The organism is Prauserella rugosa, from assembly GCF_000719975.1.
GTDB classification, from domain to species: Bacteria; Actinomycetota; Actinomycetes; order Mycobacteriales; family Pseudonocardiaceae; genus Prauserella; species Prauserella rugosa.
On record NZ_JOIJ01000002.1, the window covers coordinates 416,440 to 431,931 of the forward strand.

The following is a 15,492-nucleotide window of genomic DNA, read 5'->3' on the forward strand; positions in this document are numbered from 1 at the left end:
GAAGGTCTCAGGGTGTCCGGGATGTTCGGGTGTCCGGGATGTTCGGGATGTTCGGGATGTTCGGGTGACCCGGGGATTCAGCCCGCCGGGTCGGCGACCGGGATCGTGCGATGGATGTCGGTCTCGCGTTTGGCCAGCCGCCAGCGCCCGTCGACCCTGCGCAGCGTGTCGCGATAGGTCGCGGCCGTGTGCGCCCACCCCTCGGCCGACCCGGCCATGGCGTGCACGTCGGTGACGGCCGTGGCTGCTCCGCCGACGACGTCGACGTCGATCACCGAGTTCACCGACCAGTGGTGCGAGGCCGTGACCGTGTCCCACAGCCCCGCGGTCAGCTGCCGGATGGCGTCGCGGCCCCGCACGAGGGTGTCCGGCCCCGGCGACCACTCGGCGTCATCGGTCCACAGGGACAGGAACCAGGGCAGATCGCGCTTGTCGAAGGCATGGCCGTACCCGTGCAGCACGCGCCGGATCTCCTCGATCGCCTCCACCCGGTCGAGGCGGACGGCGAGGTCGTCGTCGATGGCGGCCGCCATCTCAGGCACCGCCCGCCGGGGTCACCTGCACGACCTCATGCATGTTCACGGAGGCGCCGCCGTCGGCGAAGTTGGCCATGTCGGCCTGAGCCGCCTGCCCCTCCGGCGAGGCCAGCGCCGCGGCGGCCTCCTCGCGGGTGTCCCATTCCAGGATCGCCACCAGGAAGTGCGGAGGCTCGGTATCGTCCAACGAGGTCGTCGCACCCCAGCCGAAGTGGCGCAGGCCGGGCAGTTTCGACGCCAGCGGCGCGTGGGTTCCGCGGTAGTGCGCCAGGAACCGCTCGGGATCGGCAGGGTGGTTGTAGTTCACGGTGACGCGGAACATGGTGTCCTCCTCGTGTTCACGCCTGCAGCGCGAAGCCCTCGTAGCCGTCGGCGGCGACCTGCTGGCACTTCTCCCAGTACGGCCCCACCCCGCCGAGGTAGGCCATCAGCAGCCGCGGTTTGCCGGGCACGTTCGCGCCCATGTACCAGGAGTCGGTCTTCGGGTAGAGGGTCATGTCACCGACCTCGCGCACGTGGTCGGTCCATTCCTTCTCCGCAGTCTCGGTGGCCTCGACGACGCGCAGTTCGTTGCGGCGCATGTACTCCAGCAGGTCGCTGAGCCACTCCACGTGCTGTTCGATCGACACGATCATGTTGGACAGCACCGACGGACTTCCCGGCCCCGTGATGGTGAACATGTTGGGGAACCCCGCGGCGTTCAGCCCGAGGTACAGCGCGGGACCGTCGGACCACTTGTCCTTCAGCGTGCGCCCCTGCCTGCCCCGGATGTCGATGTTGAGCAGCGCGCCGGTCATCGCGTCGAACCCCGTGGCCAGCACGAGACTGTCGACCTCGTACTCCCCCGCGCTGGTGCGCACGCCGCGTTCGGTGATCTCGACCAACGGTGTCTCGCGAAGGTCGACCAGCTGGACGTGGTCGTTGTTGAACGTCTCGTAGTAGCCGGTGTCCAGGCACGGCCGCTTCGTGCCGAAGGCGTACCCCTTCGGACACAGCTTCTCGGCCGTCTCCGGGTCGTCGACGATCTCGCGGATCTTGCCGCGGACGAACTCCGCGGCCGTGTCGTTGGCGCGCTCGTCGGCCAGCAGATCGGTGTAGGCCTGGAGCACACCGGTGAGATTGCCGCGCTGCCACCGTTCCTCGTAGCTGCGCAGGCGTTCCTCCGGATCGACCTCGAGGGCCGAGCGCGTCGGCGGTTCGATCGCGACGCCGAAACCCGACCGCCTGCTCTCCTCGCGGATCTCGCGGTAGCGGGACTTGATGTCGGCGACGAGGTCCTGATCGATGGGCCCGTTGAACGTCGGCAGGCTGAAGTTGGGCGTGCGCTGGAACACCGTCAGCTCGGCGGCCTGTTTCGCGATGATCGGAATGGCCTGGATCCCCGACGATCCGGTGCCGATGACCGCGACACGCTGACCGGTGAAGTCCACACCGGACTCCGGCCAGTCACAGGTGTGGTACCAGTCGCCGCGGAACCGTTCCAGTCCGGGGACCTCGGGCTTCTTCGGCACCGACAGACAGCCGACGGCCATGATGCAGTACCGGGCCCTGACCTGTTCGCCGTCGTCGGTGGTCACCGTCCACGTCGCACTGTCGTCGTCGTAGTGGGCAGAGGTGACCGTGGTGTCGAGCACGACATCCCTGCGCAGGTCGTGCCGGTCGGCGACGTGGTGGATGTAGGAGAGGATCTCGGGCTGGCTCGGATACTTCTCCGTCCACTCCCACTCCTGTTCGAGTTCCGGGTCGAACGAGTAGGAGTAGTGCATGCTCTCGACGTCGCACCGGGCACCGGGATAGCGGTTCCAGAACCAGGTGCCGCCGATGTCGGAGCCGGCCTCCACGACCTTCACGGTCATATTGAGCCGGCGCAGCTTGTAGAGCATGTAGAGGCCGGAGAATCCGGCGCCCACGACGACGACGTCCAATTCGGTCGGGAGTTTCCTGGCAGCAGACATGCGAGACGTCCTCACAATCGGATGGAGGGGACGGCGGTGCGGTCCCGCGCCGCGGGGCGCGGACGGGTCTCGGACGGGAGCACCGGCGACGGACGCCGGGCACGTTCGCAGGGCGGCCGGGCTCAGCCGGTGCGTGCGGTCAGCTGTCTGTCGATCTCGGCGGCGACGTGGTCGACCGCCTCGGCACTGCCGGGCAGCAGGTTCACCATGGTGAAGAAGCCGTGCATCTGGCCCGGGAAACGGCGCAGCGACACGGGCACGCCCGCGGCCTGCAGGGCCTTGGCGTACGACTCGCCCTCCTCGCGCAACACGTCGTGCTCGGCGGTGAGGACGACGGCGGGCGGCAACCCCGTCAGGTCGTCGGCCCTGGCCGGGCAGACACCGGCATCCTCGCGCTGGTCGGCATCGGCGTAGTGGTTCCAGAACCAGATCATCGTGTCGCGGCTGAGCATCAACTGGTTCTCGGGATCCACATAGGACGAGTTGTCGAAGTCGCAGTCGGTGACCGGATAGACGAGCACCTGCTGGGCGAGTGCGGGCCCCGCGGAGCGGGCCTTCTGGGCGACGACCGCCGCGAGGTTGGCACCCGCACTGTCGCCGGCCACGATCAGCGGCACCCTGGATCCGGCGATCTCGGTCAACTGCCGATCGACCCACACCAGCGAGTCCCACGCGTCCTCGTGGGCGGCCGGGTAGCGGTGTTCGGGCGCCAGCCGGTAGTCGACGAGGACGACGGCACATCCGGTCTTCGCGGCGAGCTGCCTCCCGAGGGTCTCGAACTCGTCGATCCGGCCGATGACCCAGCCACCACCGTGGTAGTAGACGACGACACCGCGCGGCGCCTCGTCGGGCACGAGGATCTGCACCGGCACGGATCGGCCGGGCAGGTCGAGCGAACGCGTCTCGACCCGTGCCATCTCGGGCCCGGGCCCGTACATCTCCTTGAGCGACGCCGTCAGCTCGCGCGCCTCGTCGGGCTCCATCTCGTGCATCGGAGGCCGACCGGACTCGGCGAGCTGGGCCAGCAGCGCGGTGGTTGCTTCGTCCAAAGCCATTGGGCACCTCTTTGTGCGACCGGCGGATCCGTGACCGCAGTCCTGTCGGAGACCTGCGTCACATACCGGGAAGTATGGTGCTCCGGCTAATTCATGTCAAGGATTAGCATAGACTCGAGGTCCCGATCCGACCTTCACCACGAGGACCGTCCACGGAGGAGCGCGCACGCGGAACCCGCCCGGCCGACCCCCACCCACGGAGCGTGAAACATGCTCATAGAAACAGTCAGACGGCCGTCGCGACACGTCCGGGAAACCGGTCCGACGCGGGGATTCAGGATCATCATCGGTATCGTCACGCCATGGACCGAGACTCGCTGGAACCCCGCCAGCGGCCGTACAAGCGCGGCGACAAGGTCGCACAGGCCGTGGCGCGCAGCATCATGCGGAAGATCCGCACGGAAGGCCTCGAACCGGGCGCCCACCTGCCGTCCGAGGCGCACATGCTGAAGGAGTACGGCATCGGCCGCGGATCGCTGCGGGAGGCGCTGCGCATCCTCGAGGTCAACGGGCTGATCTGGCTCAAACCCGGCCCCGGCGGCGGGCCCATCGTCAGCGGCGCCCAGCCGGACCACTTCGGCCAGATGGCGACGCTGTACCTGCAGGCCCAGGGCACGACGTTCCGGGAACTCATCGAAGCCCGCCTCGCCCTCGAACCGCTCATGGCACGGCTGGCGGCCGAACGCCAGGACCCGGAGTACATGGACGCCCTGCGTCAGGTCAGCGGCTCGCTCAAGGTCGACGACGACTCCGCCTACCTCGAGTACACCGGCGACTTCCACCGGCTGATCGCCGAGATGTCGGGCAACGGCATCCTGAGCCTGATGGGCCAGGCCCTGTCGGACATCTTCCGCGACCGGGTCAGCGGCATCGTGTTCCCCAAGTCGCGCCGCAAGGAGGTCTCCGACGCGCACACGGCGATCGCCACGGCCATCGAGAACGGCGAGCCCGACCAGGCCCACGACCTGATGTACGAGCACATGGCCAAGTACGTCAACTACGTCAAGCGCGGCCACCCCACGCTGATCAACGAGGTCGTCGACTGGCGATGACCGTCCACGGTGGACGACGGCACCGACTCGGCAGGCGATAGGCTGCCGCCGTGCGCACGCAAGGCAGCGATCTGACGGCGGGTGCGCCGCGCCTGGCGCGGGGCGCCACCGCGGGCCTGTCCACGGGTCTGCTCGCGGTGATCGCGCACGGCACCGCGGGCGGCGCGCTGCCGGACTGGCCGGTGACGGCCGGACCCGTCGTCGCGATCGCTCTGCTCGCGACCGGCCTGGCCCGCGTGCGGCTGCGGCCGTCGGTGCTGTTGGCGCTGCTCGCCCTCGGGCAGCTGGCCGTGCACGTCGTGCTCTCGCTCGCCGCCGGGCACGCGCTCCACACCGGCGACGCCGGCGGCCTGCCGATGACGGCCGCACACGCCCTGGCCACCCTCGTCGTGTTCGCCGGCCTGAGCGGTGCCGAACAGACGCTGTTCGCACTGTTCTACGCACTGGCGGCACGCCTTCCCCTGCGCATCGCTCCGCTCACCGTGACCGGCCCCTGGGCGGCACCCTGCCCGGCGGACCCGCCGCAGCGCGCACCGCTCGACGTGCTGCGGCGACGGGTGCACGGCCGGCGCGGCCCGCCCTGACGCGACGGCCCCGCCACACCCTTTTCCCTCACCCTGTGACGCCCGCGGCCACCGGCCGGCGGGCCGCGTTCGCGCGCGTCCACGGGGTCCACGCCGTCCCAGGAGCGACCTGTCATGTCCGACACCGCCGCGCATCCCCGCGCGGAATCCGATCCCACCGCGGCGCCGCGCGCCCGGCACCCGTGGCGCGGTCTCGTGCTGCGCCTGCACTTCTACGCCGGCGTCCTCGTCGGCCCGTTTCTGCTCGTTGCCGCACTGACGGGCACCGCGTACGCACTGACCCCACAACTCGAGTCGTGGCTGTACCACGACGAGCTCACCGCCACCTCGACCGCGCCTCCACTCCCCCTCGCCGACCAGGTTCGCGCCGCCGAACAGGCGGCACCGGAGGGCACGTTCCACGCCGTCCGTCCCGCACCCGAGGCAGGCGAGACGACCCGCGTGCTGTTCACCGACCCCGGCCTCGGCGACTCGGAATGGCACACCGTGTTCGTCGACCCTGGCGATGCGTCCGTCACCGGCGAGCTGACGACCTACGGCACGAGCGGCGTACTGCCCCTGCGGATGACGCTCGACCAGTTGCATCGCAACCTGCTGCTGGGCGAGCCCGGCCGGATGTACAGCGAGCTGGCCGCCTCGTGGCTGGCCGTGATCGCCCTCGGCGGACTCGCACTGTGGGCCGTCCGCAGGCGCTCCCGCGCGCGCACCGGCCGGGCGCGCACCGCCGGAAGGCACGGCAGGCTCGGCGTGTGGGTGCTCGCCGGAGCGCTGGTGCTCTCGGCGACGGGCCTGACGTGGTCGGCCCACGCCGGGGCCAACGTCACCGAGCTGCGCGCCGCACTCGGGTGGAGCACCCCGGAGCTCGACGCGTCCGGGGGCGGCCATGCGGGCCACGGTCCCCACGGCGAGCACGCCGGCGGACCGGGCGGCCATGCCGAACACGGCCGGGCGAGCGGGCACGGCGTGGGCGGCGACGCCGGTCCGGCCGATCCGTCCGCAGTGGACGACGTCCTGCGCATCGCCCGTACCGCGGGCATCGACGCCACGAAGATCGAGATCACGCCGCCGGCCGAGGTCGGCGGGGCGTGGTCGGTCACCGAGATCGACCGTGGATGGCCCACGCAGGTCGACGCCGTCGCCGTCGACCCGGTCCTCGACCGCGTGACCGACGAGGTGCGTTTCAGCGACTATCCGCTGGCCGCCAAGCTCGCCCGATGGGGCATCGACGCCCACATGGGCAGCCTGTTCGGCTGGCCCAACCAGGTCGCCCTCGCCGCACTCGGCATCGGTCTGGCGGTGCTGACCGTGCTCGGCTATCGCCTGTGGTGGCTGCGCGGCGCGCGCGGCGCGTTCGGCACGCCCGTACCGCGTGGACAGTGGCGGCGGCTGCCGCGGTGGACCGTGGTGGCCGCAGCGGCCGTCGTGGTCGGCATCGGATGGTTCGTCCCGTTGCTGGGCGTCAGCCTGGTGGCGTTCCTGGCGGTGGACGCGGTGGTCGGACGGTTCCGGCGACGACGCGCCGCCGCACCGGACGAGCCCGGGACGACCGCCGACCGGCGCGGATGATGCGCGAGCGGTGCGGCCTGCGGGGCCACGGCAGGCAGGCCGCACCGCTTAGGATCGCCGGGTGCCTTACGCGTCCGCGGCCGACGGCGCCGCGCTGTACTACACCGTCCAGGGCCGCGACGACGGCGAGCCCCTCGTGCTGATCGCGGGCCAGTCGAACGGACACCGGTGGTGGGATGCGGCGCTCGAGGACTTCACCTCGACGTTCCGGGTGATCACGATGGACCACCGCGGGATCGGCGGGAGCGACAAGCCCGACGACGACTCCTACAGCACGCGGAACTTCGCCGCCGACGTCGTGGCGGTGCTCGACGCGGCCGGTGCCGGGCGCGCGCACGTGTACGGCACCTCCATGGGCGGGCGCGTCGCGCAATGGGTCGCGGCCGATCATCCCCACCGCGTCGACCGGCTGGTGCTGGGCTGCACCTCGCCCGGCGGTCCGCACGCCGTTCGACGGGCCGAGTCGGTGAGCCGCAGTCTCACGCAGTACTCCGCGCGTGCCGTTCGCCAGGCGTTGCTGGACCTGATGTACACGCCCGCCTGGTTGGCCGAGCATCCCGGCCCGTATCGCACGATCGGCGAACGCGGCACGCCGCCGCACGTCCTGCGCAAGCACCGCATCGCCAGTGCCCGGCACGACGCCTGGGACGTCCTGCCCACCATCACCGCGCCCACGCTCGTCGTCCACGGCACCGACGACGCCTTCAACCCGACTGCGAACGCCCCGCTGCTCGCCGAGCGCATCCCCGGAGCCCGCCTGCACCTCATCCCGGGTGCCCGGCACGCCTACTTCGAGGAACGCCGGGATCTCGCGGGACCGCTCGTACGGGACTTCCTGTCGTCCGTGGATCGCTGAGGACTACACCAGACAGGACGGGACCGCACCGGACCGGACCACGGAGCGTGCGCCGCGGCCTTCCGGAACGGGCCGCTCAGTCCGCCTGCCCCGCCCCGAACCCTGGCCCTGCCGCGAACCCCGGCTCGACCGCATGGTCGGCGAGACTCGATCCGGCGCTGCCGTAGAGGTTGAACGCCGCATCGGCGCCGCGCGCCCGCAGTTCGTCCAGTTCCTCACCACGCTGGGCGATCGCCGCGACCTTGCCGGTGAAACCGTTTCTGCGCAGCAGCTCGAGCACGAGCAGGTTCTCGCCGTGGAACGGCATCGCGAGCACGACCAGTTCGACCCTGCCGGAACGCCGGACGCGCTGCCAGAAGTCGAGATCGGTCGCGTCGGCCTCCACCACCCGGAAGCCCTAGGCGCGCAGCTGCTCGACGCGTCCGCTGTCGTGCTCGACGCCGACGGCGCGGCGGCCGTGCGCCTCGTGCAGTCGTTCGACCGTGGCCTGGCCCACGCGGCCCATGCCGAGCACGAGCGTGTCGGCGTCGCCGAGGTCGATCGGGCGGTCGTCCGGGGTGATGCGGTCCGGATCCTGTGCGGGCAGGGCGCGGTTCACCCACTCCTCGATGCGGGGCGTCAGCCGGTTGAGCACCGCCGACAGCAGGAAGCTCATCGCCACCGCCAGGGCGAGCACCACGACCCAGTCCGGCGAGACCACGCCCGAGGCGGCCACCACCGCGGCGACGATGAGCGCGAACTCCGAGTAGTTACCCAACGCCAGTCCGGCGAGCGCCGACGTGCGGTACCGCAGCCGCATCATCCACAACAGACCGAAGAAGGCCGCGCTCTTCACCGGGATCAGGAGGGCGAGCAGAGCGGCGACGCCGAGTGCCTCCCACGTGGGGGTGCCGGTGAGGCCGATGCTGAGGAAGAAGGCGACCAGCAGCACCTCCTTGCCGGTCACCAGCATGCGCGAGAGCTCACCCGCCCTGCGATGTCCGGCGAGCAGGGCACCGAGCACGAGGGCCCCCAGATCGCCCTTGAGGCCCACCGCCTCGAACAGCACGTATCCGGGCACCAACGCCATCGTCAGGCCGAACAGCGCGGCCAGTTCCACCGAGTCGATCCGGTCCCACACCCGCCGCGCGAGCCACGCACCGGGCACGACGAGCACGAGGGCCACCGCCCACGGCGAGGGCACCTTGCCCTTCGACACGGTCAGGACGACGACCGCGACGATGTCCTGCATGATCAGCACACCGATGGCGATCCGCCCGTAGAGCGTCTGGTTGTCGCGGCGTTCGTCGAGCACCTTCACCACGAACACCGTCGACGAGAACGACAACGCGAGCGCGACCACCGCCAGCTCACCGACGTCGGCGCCGGAGACCACGGCGAAGCCGAGCGGCGCGATCGCCACCAGCATGGCGAGGGCGACGAGCACGCTGAAGCCCATGTGGGCCACCGCGGTGGCCCACACCCGCGCCTTCACCAACGACCGCAGATCGAGTTTGAGGCCGATGCCGAACAGCAACAGGGTCACGCCCAGGTCGGCCAACGTCTGCAGACCGGGCATCTGCTCGACACCTGCCGCGTTCAGGCCGAACCCGGCCACGAGGAAACCGGCCAACGGCGGCAGCTTGACCGCCAGTGCGAGCCCGCCCGCCGCGAGGGCCGCCACCAGATAGATCGCTCCGATGTCCATGAAGCTGCGATGTCCATGAATACGCCTCACTCCCCAGCCGGCGCAGGAGCTTACCCAGTCCGATCCGCACCCGATCACCGATATGCACGATGTGCCCCGAGCCCGGCGCCGGTGGGCGCACCGTTTAGGGCCGTCGGCGGCAGGGAACGCCAGGCGGTGACGCCCGCGCGCGGCACACCGGAGGGCCGCCACCGAAAGGAAGCCGCCTGTGATCCCGTTCGAGTACCGACGTGCCGACGACGTCGCGACCGCGGTGGACACCGTGGCACGGAACCCGGCCGCCTCGTTCCTGGGCGGCGGTACGAACCTCGTGGACCACCTCAAACTCGGTGTCACCACGCCGGAACACCTCGTCGACGTGACCCGGCTGCCGCTGGACGACATCACCGCGACCGCCGACGGCGGTCTGCACATCGGCGCCACGGCACGCAACAGTGACACCGCGGCCCACCCCGACGTCCGCGCCCGTTATCCGGTGCTCGCCGAGGCGTTGCTGTCCGGTGCGTCCGGCCAGCTGCGCAACCTGGCCACGGTCGGCGGCAACCTGCTCCAGCGCACCCGCTGCCCGTACTTCCAGGACGTCACCACTCCCTGCAACAAACGGGAACCCGGGTCCGGATGCTCGGCGCTCGAGGGGTATCAGCGCTACCACGCGATCCTCGGCGCGTCCCGGCACTGCATCGCCACACATCCGTCCGACATGGCGGTGGCGATGGTGGCGCTCGATGCGACCGTCCACGTACACGGCCCGGACGGCGCGCGACGCGTGCCCGCCGCCGAACTGCACCGCCTGCCCGGCGACGAACCGGACCGCGACACGGTGCTCGAGCACGGCGAGCTCATCACCGCCGTCGAACTGCCTCCGCTGCCGTTCGCGGCCAATTCGGCCTACCGCAAGGTGCGCGACCGCGCGTCGTACGCCTTCGCTCTCGTGTCGGTGGCCGCTGCCGTCGACCTCGACGGCGACGGCACCGTCCGCGACGCCCGGATCGCCTTCGGCGGTCTCGCCCACAAGCCGTGGCGTGCGCGCCGCGCGGAGGACGCGTTGCGCGGCGGCCCCGCCACCGACGAACGCGTCGCCCGCGCCGCCGACGTCGAACTGGCCGACGCGGAACCGTTGGAGGGCAACGGGTTCAAGGTGCCCATGGCCCGCGGCGCCCTCACCGCCACCGTCCGGCGCCTCGCCGAGGGCCGCGGATAGGACGGGCCGGATAAGGCGGGCCGCGGATAAGGCCTCCTGCCGCGAGGTCCTTGTCCGCGGGAGCCGGCCGCACCGCCCGGCGTTCAGCCGGTGCGGAAGCGTCCGGCGGGTCCAGCGTTCAGCCGGTGCGGTGGCGGTCAGCCGGTCAGGAAGCGGTCGGCGGTCACGGGAAGTTCCCGCACCCGAACGCCGGTCGCGTGATAGGCGGCGTTCGCGATCGCCGCCGCCGTGCCGACGATGCCGATCTCGCCGATCCCCTTGGTGCCCATGGCGTTCACGTGCGGGTCGTGCTCGTCGAGCCACTCCGCCGCCACCGACGGCACGTCGGCGTTCGTGGCGACGTGGTACTCGGCGAGGTCGTGGTTGACCACCATGCCGAGCCGCTCGTCCATCACACCGTCCTCGTGCAGGGCCATCGACAACCCCATGGTCATGCCGCCGAGGAACTGCGAACGGCCCAGGCGCGGATTGACGATCCGGCCCGCGGCGAACACGCCGAGCAGGCGGGGCACGCGGATCTCACCGGTGTCGGCACTGACGTGCACCTCCGCGAACTGCGCACCGAACGCGTGCATGGCGAACCGCTCGGTGTCCGGGTTCTCCGGCGCGGCCTCGGTGTGCTCGGACCCGGCGGGCGGATCGTCGTCGCCGAACCGCGCGCGGAATCCCTGTGCCGCGGCCACGACCGCCGACCCCCAGTTCGCCGTGCCCGACGAGCCGCCTGCCACCGAGGCGAACGGCAGGTTCGTGTCGCCGACCGTGACGACGACGTCCTCGGCCGGTACGCCGAGCGCATCGGCCGCGATCTGCCCGAGCACCGTCCAGGCACCCGTGCCGATGTCCACGGCGCCGATGCTCACGTGGTAGCGCCCGTCCGTACCGCGTTCGATGCGCGCCGCGGAACCGGGCGAGTGGTGCACCGGATAGGTCGACGACGCCACCCCCGTGCCGATCCACCACTCCCCCTTCCGCGTCTGCCGGGGCGCGGCGGGCCGGTTCTCCCACCCGAAACGGCGTGCGCCAACCCGCAGGCATTCGGCGAGGTTGCGACTCGAGTACGGCTTGCCGGTCTCGGGATCGCGTTCCGGTTCGTTGCGCAGACGCAGTTCGATGGGATCGAGGCCGCAACGCTCCGCGAGCTCGTCCATCGCGACCTCGGGGCCGAACATGCCGGGGCACACCCCGGGCGCGCGCATCCACGACGGCACCGGGACGTCGAGTGCCGCCAGCCGGTGGCTGGTGCGGCGGTTCGGTGCGGCATACATCGTGCGGGAGGGCACGCCGGTCTGCTCGGCGAACTCCTTGATCCGGGAGGTCTGTTCCTCCACGTCCACGACGAGGGCGTCGATCCGGCCGTCACGATCCGCGCCCAGTGCGATCCGCTGCACGGTCGGGGTTCGGTATCCGGTGAGGGTGAACATCTGCTGACGGGTGAGGGCGAGTTTGACCGGCCTGCCCGCCATGCGCTTCGCCGCCAGCGCGGCGAGCACGACGTGGGCGTGGGCCGTGCCCTTCGATCCGAACCCGCCGCCGACATAGGGGGCGAGCACCCGGATCTGCGACTCCTCCAGGTCGAACAACCCGGCCACGACACTCCGCATGGAGTGCACGCCCTGCGTCGAGTCGTGCAGCGTCAGACCGTCGGCGTCCCACACGGCCACGGTCGTGTGCGGCTCGAGCGGGTTGTTGTGGTTGCGGGCCGTCCGGTACTCGGCGTCGAGCCGCACCTCGGCGCTCGCCAGTGCGGTGCCGACGTCGCCGTCGTCGGTGTCGGTCTCGTAACTGGGGTTGACCACGTCGGGGCGGTACAGGCCGGAACGCTCCCTGGGGAAGGCCACGTCGTGCTCCGCGCGCTCGTAGTCGACCTCCACCAGGTCGGCGGCGTGCCGCGCGATCTCCGGGGTGTCGGCCACGACGCAGCCGATGAGCTGGCCGCGGAACGCGACCCCGCTGTCCTGAAGGATCTCCAACTCCGCGTCCTGGCCGGTGCGCAGGCGCGGAGCGTTGTCCGGCGTCAGCACCGCCTGGACACCCTCGAGCGCGAGCGCACGCTCGGTCACCATGTCGCGGACCCGGCCAGCGGCGATCGTGGCCTGGATCGGGTGAGCGTACAGCGGACGCTCGACCGCATGCTCGTAGGCGTACGGCGCGCGCCCGGCGACCTTGGCGCGTCCGTCGACCCGTTCGGTGTCCTCGCCGACGGCGACGGTGCGTTCGATCGAGCGGGTCATCGGCGGGCCGCCTCACCGTGGCCGTCACCGGTGCCCGCGACCTCGCGGATCGCCGTGACGATGCCCGCGTAGGCCCCGCACCGGCACAGGTTGCCACTCATCCGTTCGGAGATCTCCGCGTCGTCGAGGGTGGGCTCGCTGCGCACGTCCTCGGTGGCGGCGCTGGCCCAGCCGGCCTCGGCCTCGTCCAGCATGCCCGCGGCCGAGCAGATCTGACCGGGCGTGCAGTAACCGCACTGGAACCCGTCGTGGTCGAGGAACGCCTGGTGAAGCGCCTGCCCACGGTCGTCGGACGCCAGGCCGGCACTGGTGGTGACGTGGGCGCCGTCGTGGGCGACGGCCAGCGCCAGGCAGGTCGTGACTCTCCGCCCGTCCAGCAGCACCGTGCACGTGCCGCACTGGCCGTGGTCACAGCCCTTCTTCGGGGAGAACACGCCCAGCCGGTCGCGCAGGGCGTCGAGCAGTGTCGTTCGGGTGTCCGTGACGAGCCGATGCGGCTCACCGTCGACGGTGATCGTGATGTCGGCCTCCATGGTCCGGGCACGTACCCGTGAACCGGGCAGCGGAAACGTGCCGGCCGCCGCCGCGCGTCCCATTCGTCCAGTTCGGACACCGGGTTTGTCGGCGGCGACGTTCCGGGTACGGCGGGCGGCGAGCCGGCGCGCGACGTCACGCCGGCCTGCCGTGACCGGATGCGAGCAGAGGAGACCATGCGATGACACCGGAGACGCACACGACGAGGGATCACGACGAGATCCGGCGGTGGGTGGAGTCCAACGGCGGGGTTCCCGCCTCGGTGCGCGGCACCGAAGGGTCGGAGGCCGCCGGGGTTCTGCGGTTCGACTTTCCCGGCGGCGCCGGGGAGGACGAGCTGGAGTACATCTCGTGGGACGACTGGTTCGACAAGTTCGACAAGGAAGGGCTTGCGCTGGTCTATCAGAACACCCGCGCCGACGGCGGCGGGAGCACGTTCTTCAAGGTCGTCAGCGACGACTGACACCGCGGAGGCCGCCCTGCAGGACCGCGCCGTAGAGCAGGTGGTCGGCGGCGAAGGCGAGCCGCTGGCCCACGGCTGCGGCCTGCCGGAACCGCAGACCGCCCACCGGGACGACGACGAACTCGAACCCGAGCCACAACAGCACCCCGTACGCGGGACCAGCCCAGAGGCGGTCACGGATGCGGGCCGGGAGGCGGTCGAACACGACTCCGCCGGTGGCGCCGTAGGCCCAGTGCGCCAGCACGACCAGCACGTCCCGGCCGCGGCGCGGCAGGCGGCGGACGGCCTCGGGGGCGTGCTCGTCGCTGATCATCTCCGGCGGGGTCGCCTCCACCAGGCCCGCCCGGACGGTGAGTTCGCGCATGCCGCTCATGCTCATCGCGGCGACCGCGCCGCGCACGGCCGCGGCCGCGGGGGTGTGCTGCCGATGTCGGTTTCGCATGTCCCGTCGGCTTGCCCTGGTCGGCATCGGCGAAATCGCGTCGGACCGGGTTGGCCGCGCCGACGCCGGAGGTACCCGGGGCGCACCAACCCACATTCCAGCCCCGCGAAGGGAGTTTCGCTCATGAACGCGACCGACGGCGCCGCGGTGCTCGAGAACTGGCCCGACGAGTCGAAGGAGGCCGCCGAACTCGTCATCGACACCTACGGACGGCCCCACGAGACCACGCCGACGCTGCTGCGCTGGTTCGACGTCGGGCCGTGGAAGCGCATCGAGGCCTCGAGGGAGTTCCACGAACACCGGTTTCCCGTGCCGCACATCGATTCCGTGGAGTCCTTCCTGGACTACGACGTGCCGGTGGACAAGGTGGACACCCTTGCGCGGTTCGACGGCAGTGTCGTGGTCGACCGCACGATCGGCGAGGTCTCCGCGCGGTGCCACGACGAGCAGGCGAACTTCCTGGCCCTGAACCTGGCGCACGATCTCGTCACGGGCAGGCGCACGGTCGACGACGCGCGGGAGCACTACGCCCGCGAGTTCCTCGACGTGCGGCGGGGCAACCCGACGCCGTACATGGACGGTCTGGCCTTCGGGCCGAGCAGTTCCCACGGCGATCCGGACACGCGTGTACTGTCCGATGAGGACCTCGAACGCGCTCAGCGGGAGGGCGAGACCGGCGGTGGCTCGTGACGGCCGAGTTCGGCGAGTGACGGCCGAGCTCGGCCGGGCGCCACGACCACACCTCAGCCGCGGCCCCCGCGACCACACCCCGCCGCGGCCGGCACGACACCGTGGCAACACGATGCCTGAGGGCGGACACAACAAAAGCCCAGGTCTGCGACCTGGGCTTGCGCTCCCCCAGTTGGATTCGAACCAACAACCCTCCGGTTAACAGCCGAATGCTCTGCCAGTTGAGCTATGGGGGAATGTTCTGTTGTCCGCCGGATCTCCGCTGTCCGACGGGTATTAACTGTAGACCATGCCGATCCGGGCGTGACACGGGGGTACCCACCCGCCTCCGGCCGCACGTGCGCGGCGGGCACAGCCCGGGTACCGGCCCGGCGCGGACCTGCGCAGTGGAGAATGGCCTCTTCAGTGAAACAGCCACGAGGAGGCTCACCCATCATGAGCAAGTTCCTGCTGGGCGCGGCCGTCGGCTACGTTCTGGGTGCTCGCGCCGGCCATGCCAGGTACGAGCAGATCGTGCGGACCTACCGCAAGGTCGCCGACCACCCGGCCGTGCAGGGCGCGGCGGGGATCGCCCGTGCCAAGCTCGGCGAGAAGGTGGGCGAACGCGTGCCGTTCGGGCGGTCACCCCAGGGCTGAGGCC

Annotated in this window: 17 protein-coding genes and 1 tRNA gene; 8 read left to right on the forward strand and 10 right to left on the reverse strand. The window is 71.0% G+C overall.

What is annotated here, in order from left to right:
- Positions 1 to 77: 77 nt before the first annotated feature.
- The 4 genes from IF64_RS0104495 to IF64_RS0104510 form a co-directional block, all read right to left on the reverse strand.
- A complete protein-coding gene (locus IF64_RS0104495) occupies positions 78 to 533 on the reverse strand; it encodes a nuclear transport factor 2 family protein (protein ID WP_051757463.1) in 456 nt (151 codons plus the stop codon).
- 1 nt (position 534) lies between these two features.
- Positions 535 to 858: an EthD family reductase gene (locus tag IF64_RS0104500; protein WP_030530718.1), complete on the reverse strand. Its 324-nt coding sequence runs from the start codon at positions 856 to 858 to the stop codon at positions 535 to 537.
- Between the two features lie 16 nt (positions 859 to 874).
- Positions 875 to 2,491 carry a flavin-containing monooxygenase gene (locus IF64_RS0104505; RefSeq protein ID WP_030530719.1) on the reverse strand — a complete coding sequence of 539 codons (1,617 nt, stop codon included), beginning with the start codon at positions 2,489 to 2,491 and terminating at the stop codon, positions 875 to 877.
- Positions 2,492 to 2,613: 122 nt separating this feature from the next.
- On the reverse strand, positions 2,614 to 3,546 hold the full coding sequence (locus IF64_RS0104510) for an alpha/beta hydrolase (RefSeq protein WP_030530720.1): 933 nt from the start codon (positions 3,544 to 3,546) through the stop codon (positions 2,614 to 2,616).
- A gap of 302 nt (positions 3,547 to 3,848) precedes the next feature.
- Here IF64_RS0104510 and IF64_RS0104515 point away from each other — a divergent pair, with 302 nt between their 5' ends.
- The 4 genes from IF64_RS0104515 (at position 3,849) to IF64_RS0104530 (ending at position 7,604) form a co-directional block, all read left to right on the forward strand.
- A complete protein-coding gene (locus IF64_RS0104515) occupies positions 3,849 to 4,598 on the forward strand; it encodes a FadR/GntR family transcriptional regulator (RefSeq protein WP_048807910.1) in 750 nt (249 codons plus the stop codon).
- A gap of 50 nt (positions 4,599 to 4,648) precedes the next feature.
- Positions 4,649 to 5,182, forward strand: coding sequence for a hypothetical protein (locus IF64_RS25170; protein ID WP_084705642.1), 534 nt, complete (start codon positions 4,649 to 4,651; stop codon positions 5,180 to 5,182).
- Between the two features lie 114 nt (positions 5,183 to 5,296).
- Positions 5,297 to 6,748 (forward strand): PepSY-associated TM helix domain-containing protein, encoded by a 1,452-nt coding sequence (locus tag IF64_RS0104525; RefSeq protein ID WP_036875708.1) that lies wholly within the window; start codon positions 5,297 to 5,299, stop codon positions 6,746 to 6,748.
- Positions 6,749 to 6,809: 61 nt separating this feature from the next.
- Complete coding sequence (locus IF64_RS0104530) at positions 6,810 to 7,604, forward strand: alpha/beta fold hydrolase (protein WP_030530724.1); 795 nt, start codon at positions 6,810 to 6,812, stop codon at positions 7,602 to 7,604.
- Positions 7,605 to 7,680: 76 nt separating this feature from the next.
- Here IF64_RS0104530 and IF64_RS27605 read toward each other — a convergent pair whose 3' ends face one another.
- Together IF64_RS27605 and IF64_RS25175 are read right to left on the reverse strand one after the other, a co-directional pair.
- Entirely contained in the window at positions 7,681 to 7,992 is a 312-nt protein-coding gene (locus IF64_RS27605) for an NAD-binding protein (RefSeq protein WP_211252523.1), read from the reverse strand.
- Between the two features lie 9 nt (positions 7,993 to 8,001).
- Positions 8,002 to 9,291, reverse strand: coding sequence for a cation:proton antiporter domain-containing protein (locus IF64_RS25175; protein ID WP_211252524.1), 1,290 nt, complete (start codon positions 9,289 to 9,291; stop codon positions 8,002 to 8,004).
- Between the two features lie 208 nt (positions 9,292 to 9,499).
- Between IF64_RS25175 and IF64_RS0104540 the strand changes: the two genes are divergently transcribed.
- Positions 9,500 to 10,492 carry an FAD binding domain-containing protein gene (locus IF64_RS0104540; protein WP_030530725.1) on the forward strand — a complete coding sequence of 331 codons (993 nt, stop codon included), beginning with the start codon at positions 9,500 to 9,502 and terminating at the stop codon, positions 10,490 to 10,492.
- A gap of 137 nt (positions 10,493 to 10,629) precedes the next feature.
- On the opposite strand, the gene IF64_RS0104545 is transcribed toward IF64_RS0104540, so the two are convergent.
- On the reverse strand, positions 10,630 to 12,723 hold the full coding sequence (locus tag IF64_RS0104545) for a xanthine dehydrogenase family protein molybdopterin-binding subunit (protein WP_030530726.1): 2,094 nt from the start codon (positions 12,721 to 12,723) through the stop codon (positions 10,630 to 10,632).
- Complete coding sequence (locus IF64_RS0104550; RefSeq protein WP_030530727.1) at positions 12,720 to 13,256, reverse strand: 2Fe-2S iron-sulfur cluster-binding protein; 537 nt, start codon at positions 13,254 to 13,256, stop codon at positions 12,720 to 12,722. Before IF64_RS0104550 ends, IF64_RS0104545 begins: the two co-directional genes overlap by 4 nt.
- A gap of 182 nt (positions 13,257 to 13,438) precedes the next feature.
- On the opposite strand from IF64_RS0104550, the gene IF64_RS0104555 reads away from it, so the two are divergent.
- Complete coding sequence (locus IF64_RS0104555; RefSeq protein WP_030530728.1) at positions 13,439 to 13,720, forward strand: hypothetical protein; 282 nt, start codon at positions 13,439 to 13,441, stop codon at positions 13,718 to 13,720.
- Here the strand turns inward: IF64_RS0104555 and IF64_RS0104560 are convergent.
- Positions 13,707 to 14,162 (reverse strand): hypothetical protein, encoded by a 456-nt coding sequence (locus IF64_RS0104560; protein ID WP_051757464.1) that lies wholly within the window; start codon positions 14,160 to 14,162, stop codon positions 13,707 to 13,709. The genes IF64_RS0104555 and IF64_RS0104560 overlap by 14 nt on opposite strands.
- 123 nt (positions 14,163 to 14,285) lie before the next feature.
- On the opposite strand from IF64_RS0104560, the gene IF64_RS0104565 reads away from it, so the two are divergent.
- A complete protein-coding gene (locus IF64_RS0104565) occupies positions 14,286 to 14,852 on the forward strand; it encodes a hypothetical protein (RefSeq protein WP_030530730.1) in 567 nt (188 codons plus the stop codon).
- A 163-nt stretch (positions 14,853 to 15,015) separates the two neighbouring features.
- On the opposite strand, the gene IF64_RS0104570 is transcribed toward IF64_RS0104565, so the two are convergent.
- A tRNA-Asn gene (locus tag IF64_RS0104570) sits at positions 15,016 to 15,088 on the reverse strand.
- Positions 15,089 to 15,287: 199 nt separating this feature from the next.
- Between IF64_RS0104570 and IF64_RS0104575 the strand changes: the two genes are divergently transcribed.
- Positions 15,288 to 15,488: a hypothetical protein gene (locus IF64_RS0104575; protein WP_036875709.1), complete on the forward strand. Its 201-nt coding sequence runs from the start codon at positions 15,288 to 15,290 to the stop codon at positions 15,486 to 15,488.
- Positions 15,489 to 15,492: the final 4 nt, after the last annotated feature.

Bases quoted from the DNA above. Each gene is read 5' to 3' on its own strand.
- IF64_RS0104495 (WP_051757463.1), bottom strand. From the start codon at position 533: ATGGCGGCCGCCATCGACGACGACCTCGCCGTCCGCCTCGACCGGGTG.
- IF64_RS0104500 (WP_030530718.1), bottom strand. From the start codon at position 858: ATGTTCCGCGTCACCGTGAACTACAACCACCCTGCCGATCCCGAGCGG.
- IF64_RS0104505 (WP_030530719.1), bottom strand. From the start codon at position 2,491: ATGTCTGCTGCCAGGAAACTCCCGACCGAATTGGACGTCGTCGTCGTG.
- IF64_RS0104510 (WP_030530720.1), bottom strand. From the start codon at position 3,546: ATGGCTTTGGACGAAGCAACCACCGCGCTGCTGGCCCAGCTCGCCGAG.
- IF64_RS0104515 (WP_048807910.1), top strand. From the start codon at position 3,849: ATGGACCGAGACTCGCTGGAACCCCGCCAGCGGCCGTACAAGCGCGGC.
- IF64_RS0104525 (WP_036875708.1), top strand. From the start codon at position 5,297: ATGTCCGACACCGCCGCGCATCCCCGCGCGGAATCCGATCCCACCGCG.
- IF64_RS25175 (WP_211252524.1), bottom strand. From the start codon at position 9,291: ATGGACATCGGAGCGATCTATCTGGTGGCGGCCCTCGCGGCGGGCGGG.
- IF64_RS0104545 (WP_030530726.1), bottom strand. From the start codon at position 12,723: ATGACCCGCTCGATCGAACGCACCGTCGCCGTCGGCGAGGACACCGAA.
- IF64_RS0104550 (WP_030530727.1), bottom strand. From the start codon at position 13,256: ATGGAGGCCGACATCACGATCACCGTCGACGGTGAGCCGCATCGGCTC.
- IF64_RS0104555 (WP_030530728.1), top strand. From the start codon at position 13,439: ATGACACCGGAGACGCACACGACGAGGGATCACGACGAGATCCGGCGG.
- IF64_RS0104560 (WP_051757464.1), bottom strand. From the start codon at position 14,162: ATGCGAAACCGACATCGGCAGCACACCCCCGCGGCCGCGGCCGTGCGC.
- IF64_RS0104565 (WP_030530730.1), top strand. From the start codon at position 14,286: ATGAACGCGACCGACGGCGCCGCGGTGCTCGAGAACTGGCCCGACGAG.
- IF64_RS0104575 (WP_036875709.1), top strand. From the start codon at position 15,288: ATGAGCAAGTTCCTGCTGGGCGCGGCCGTCGGCTACGTTCTGGGTGCT.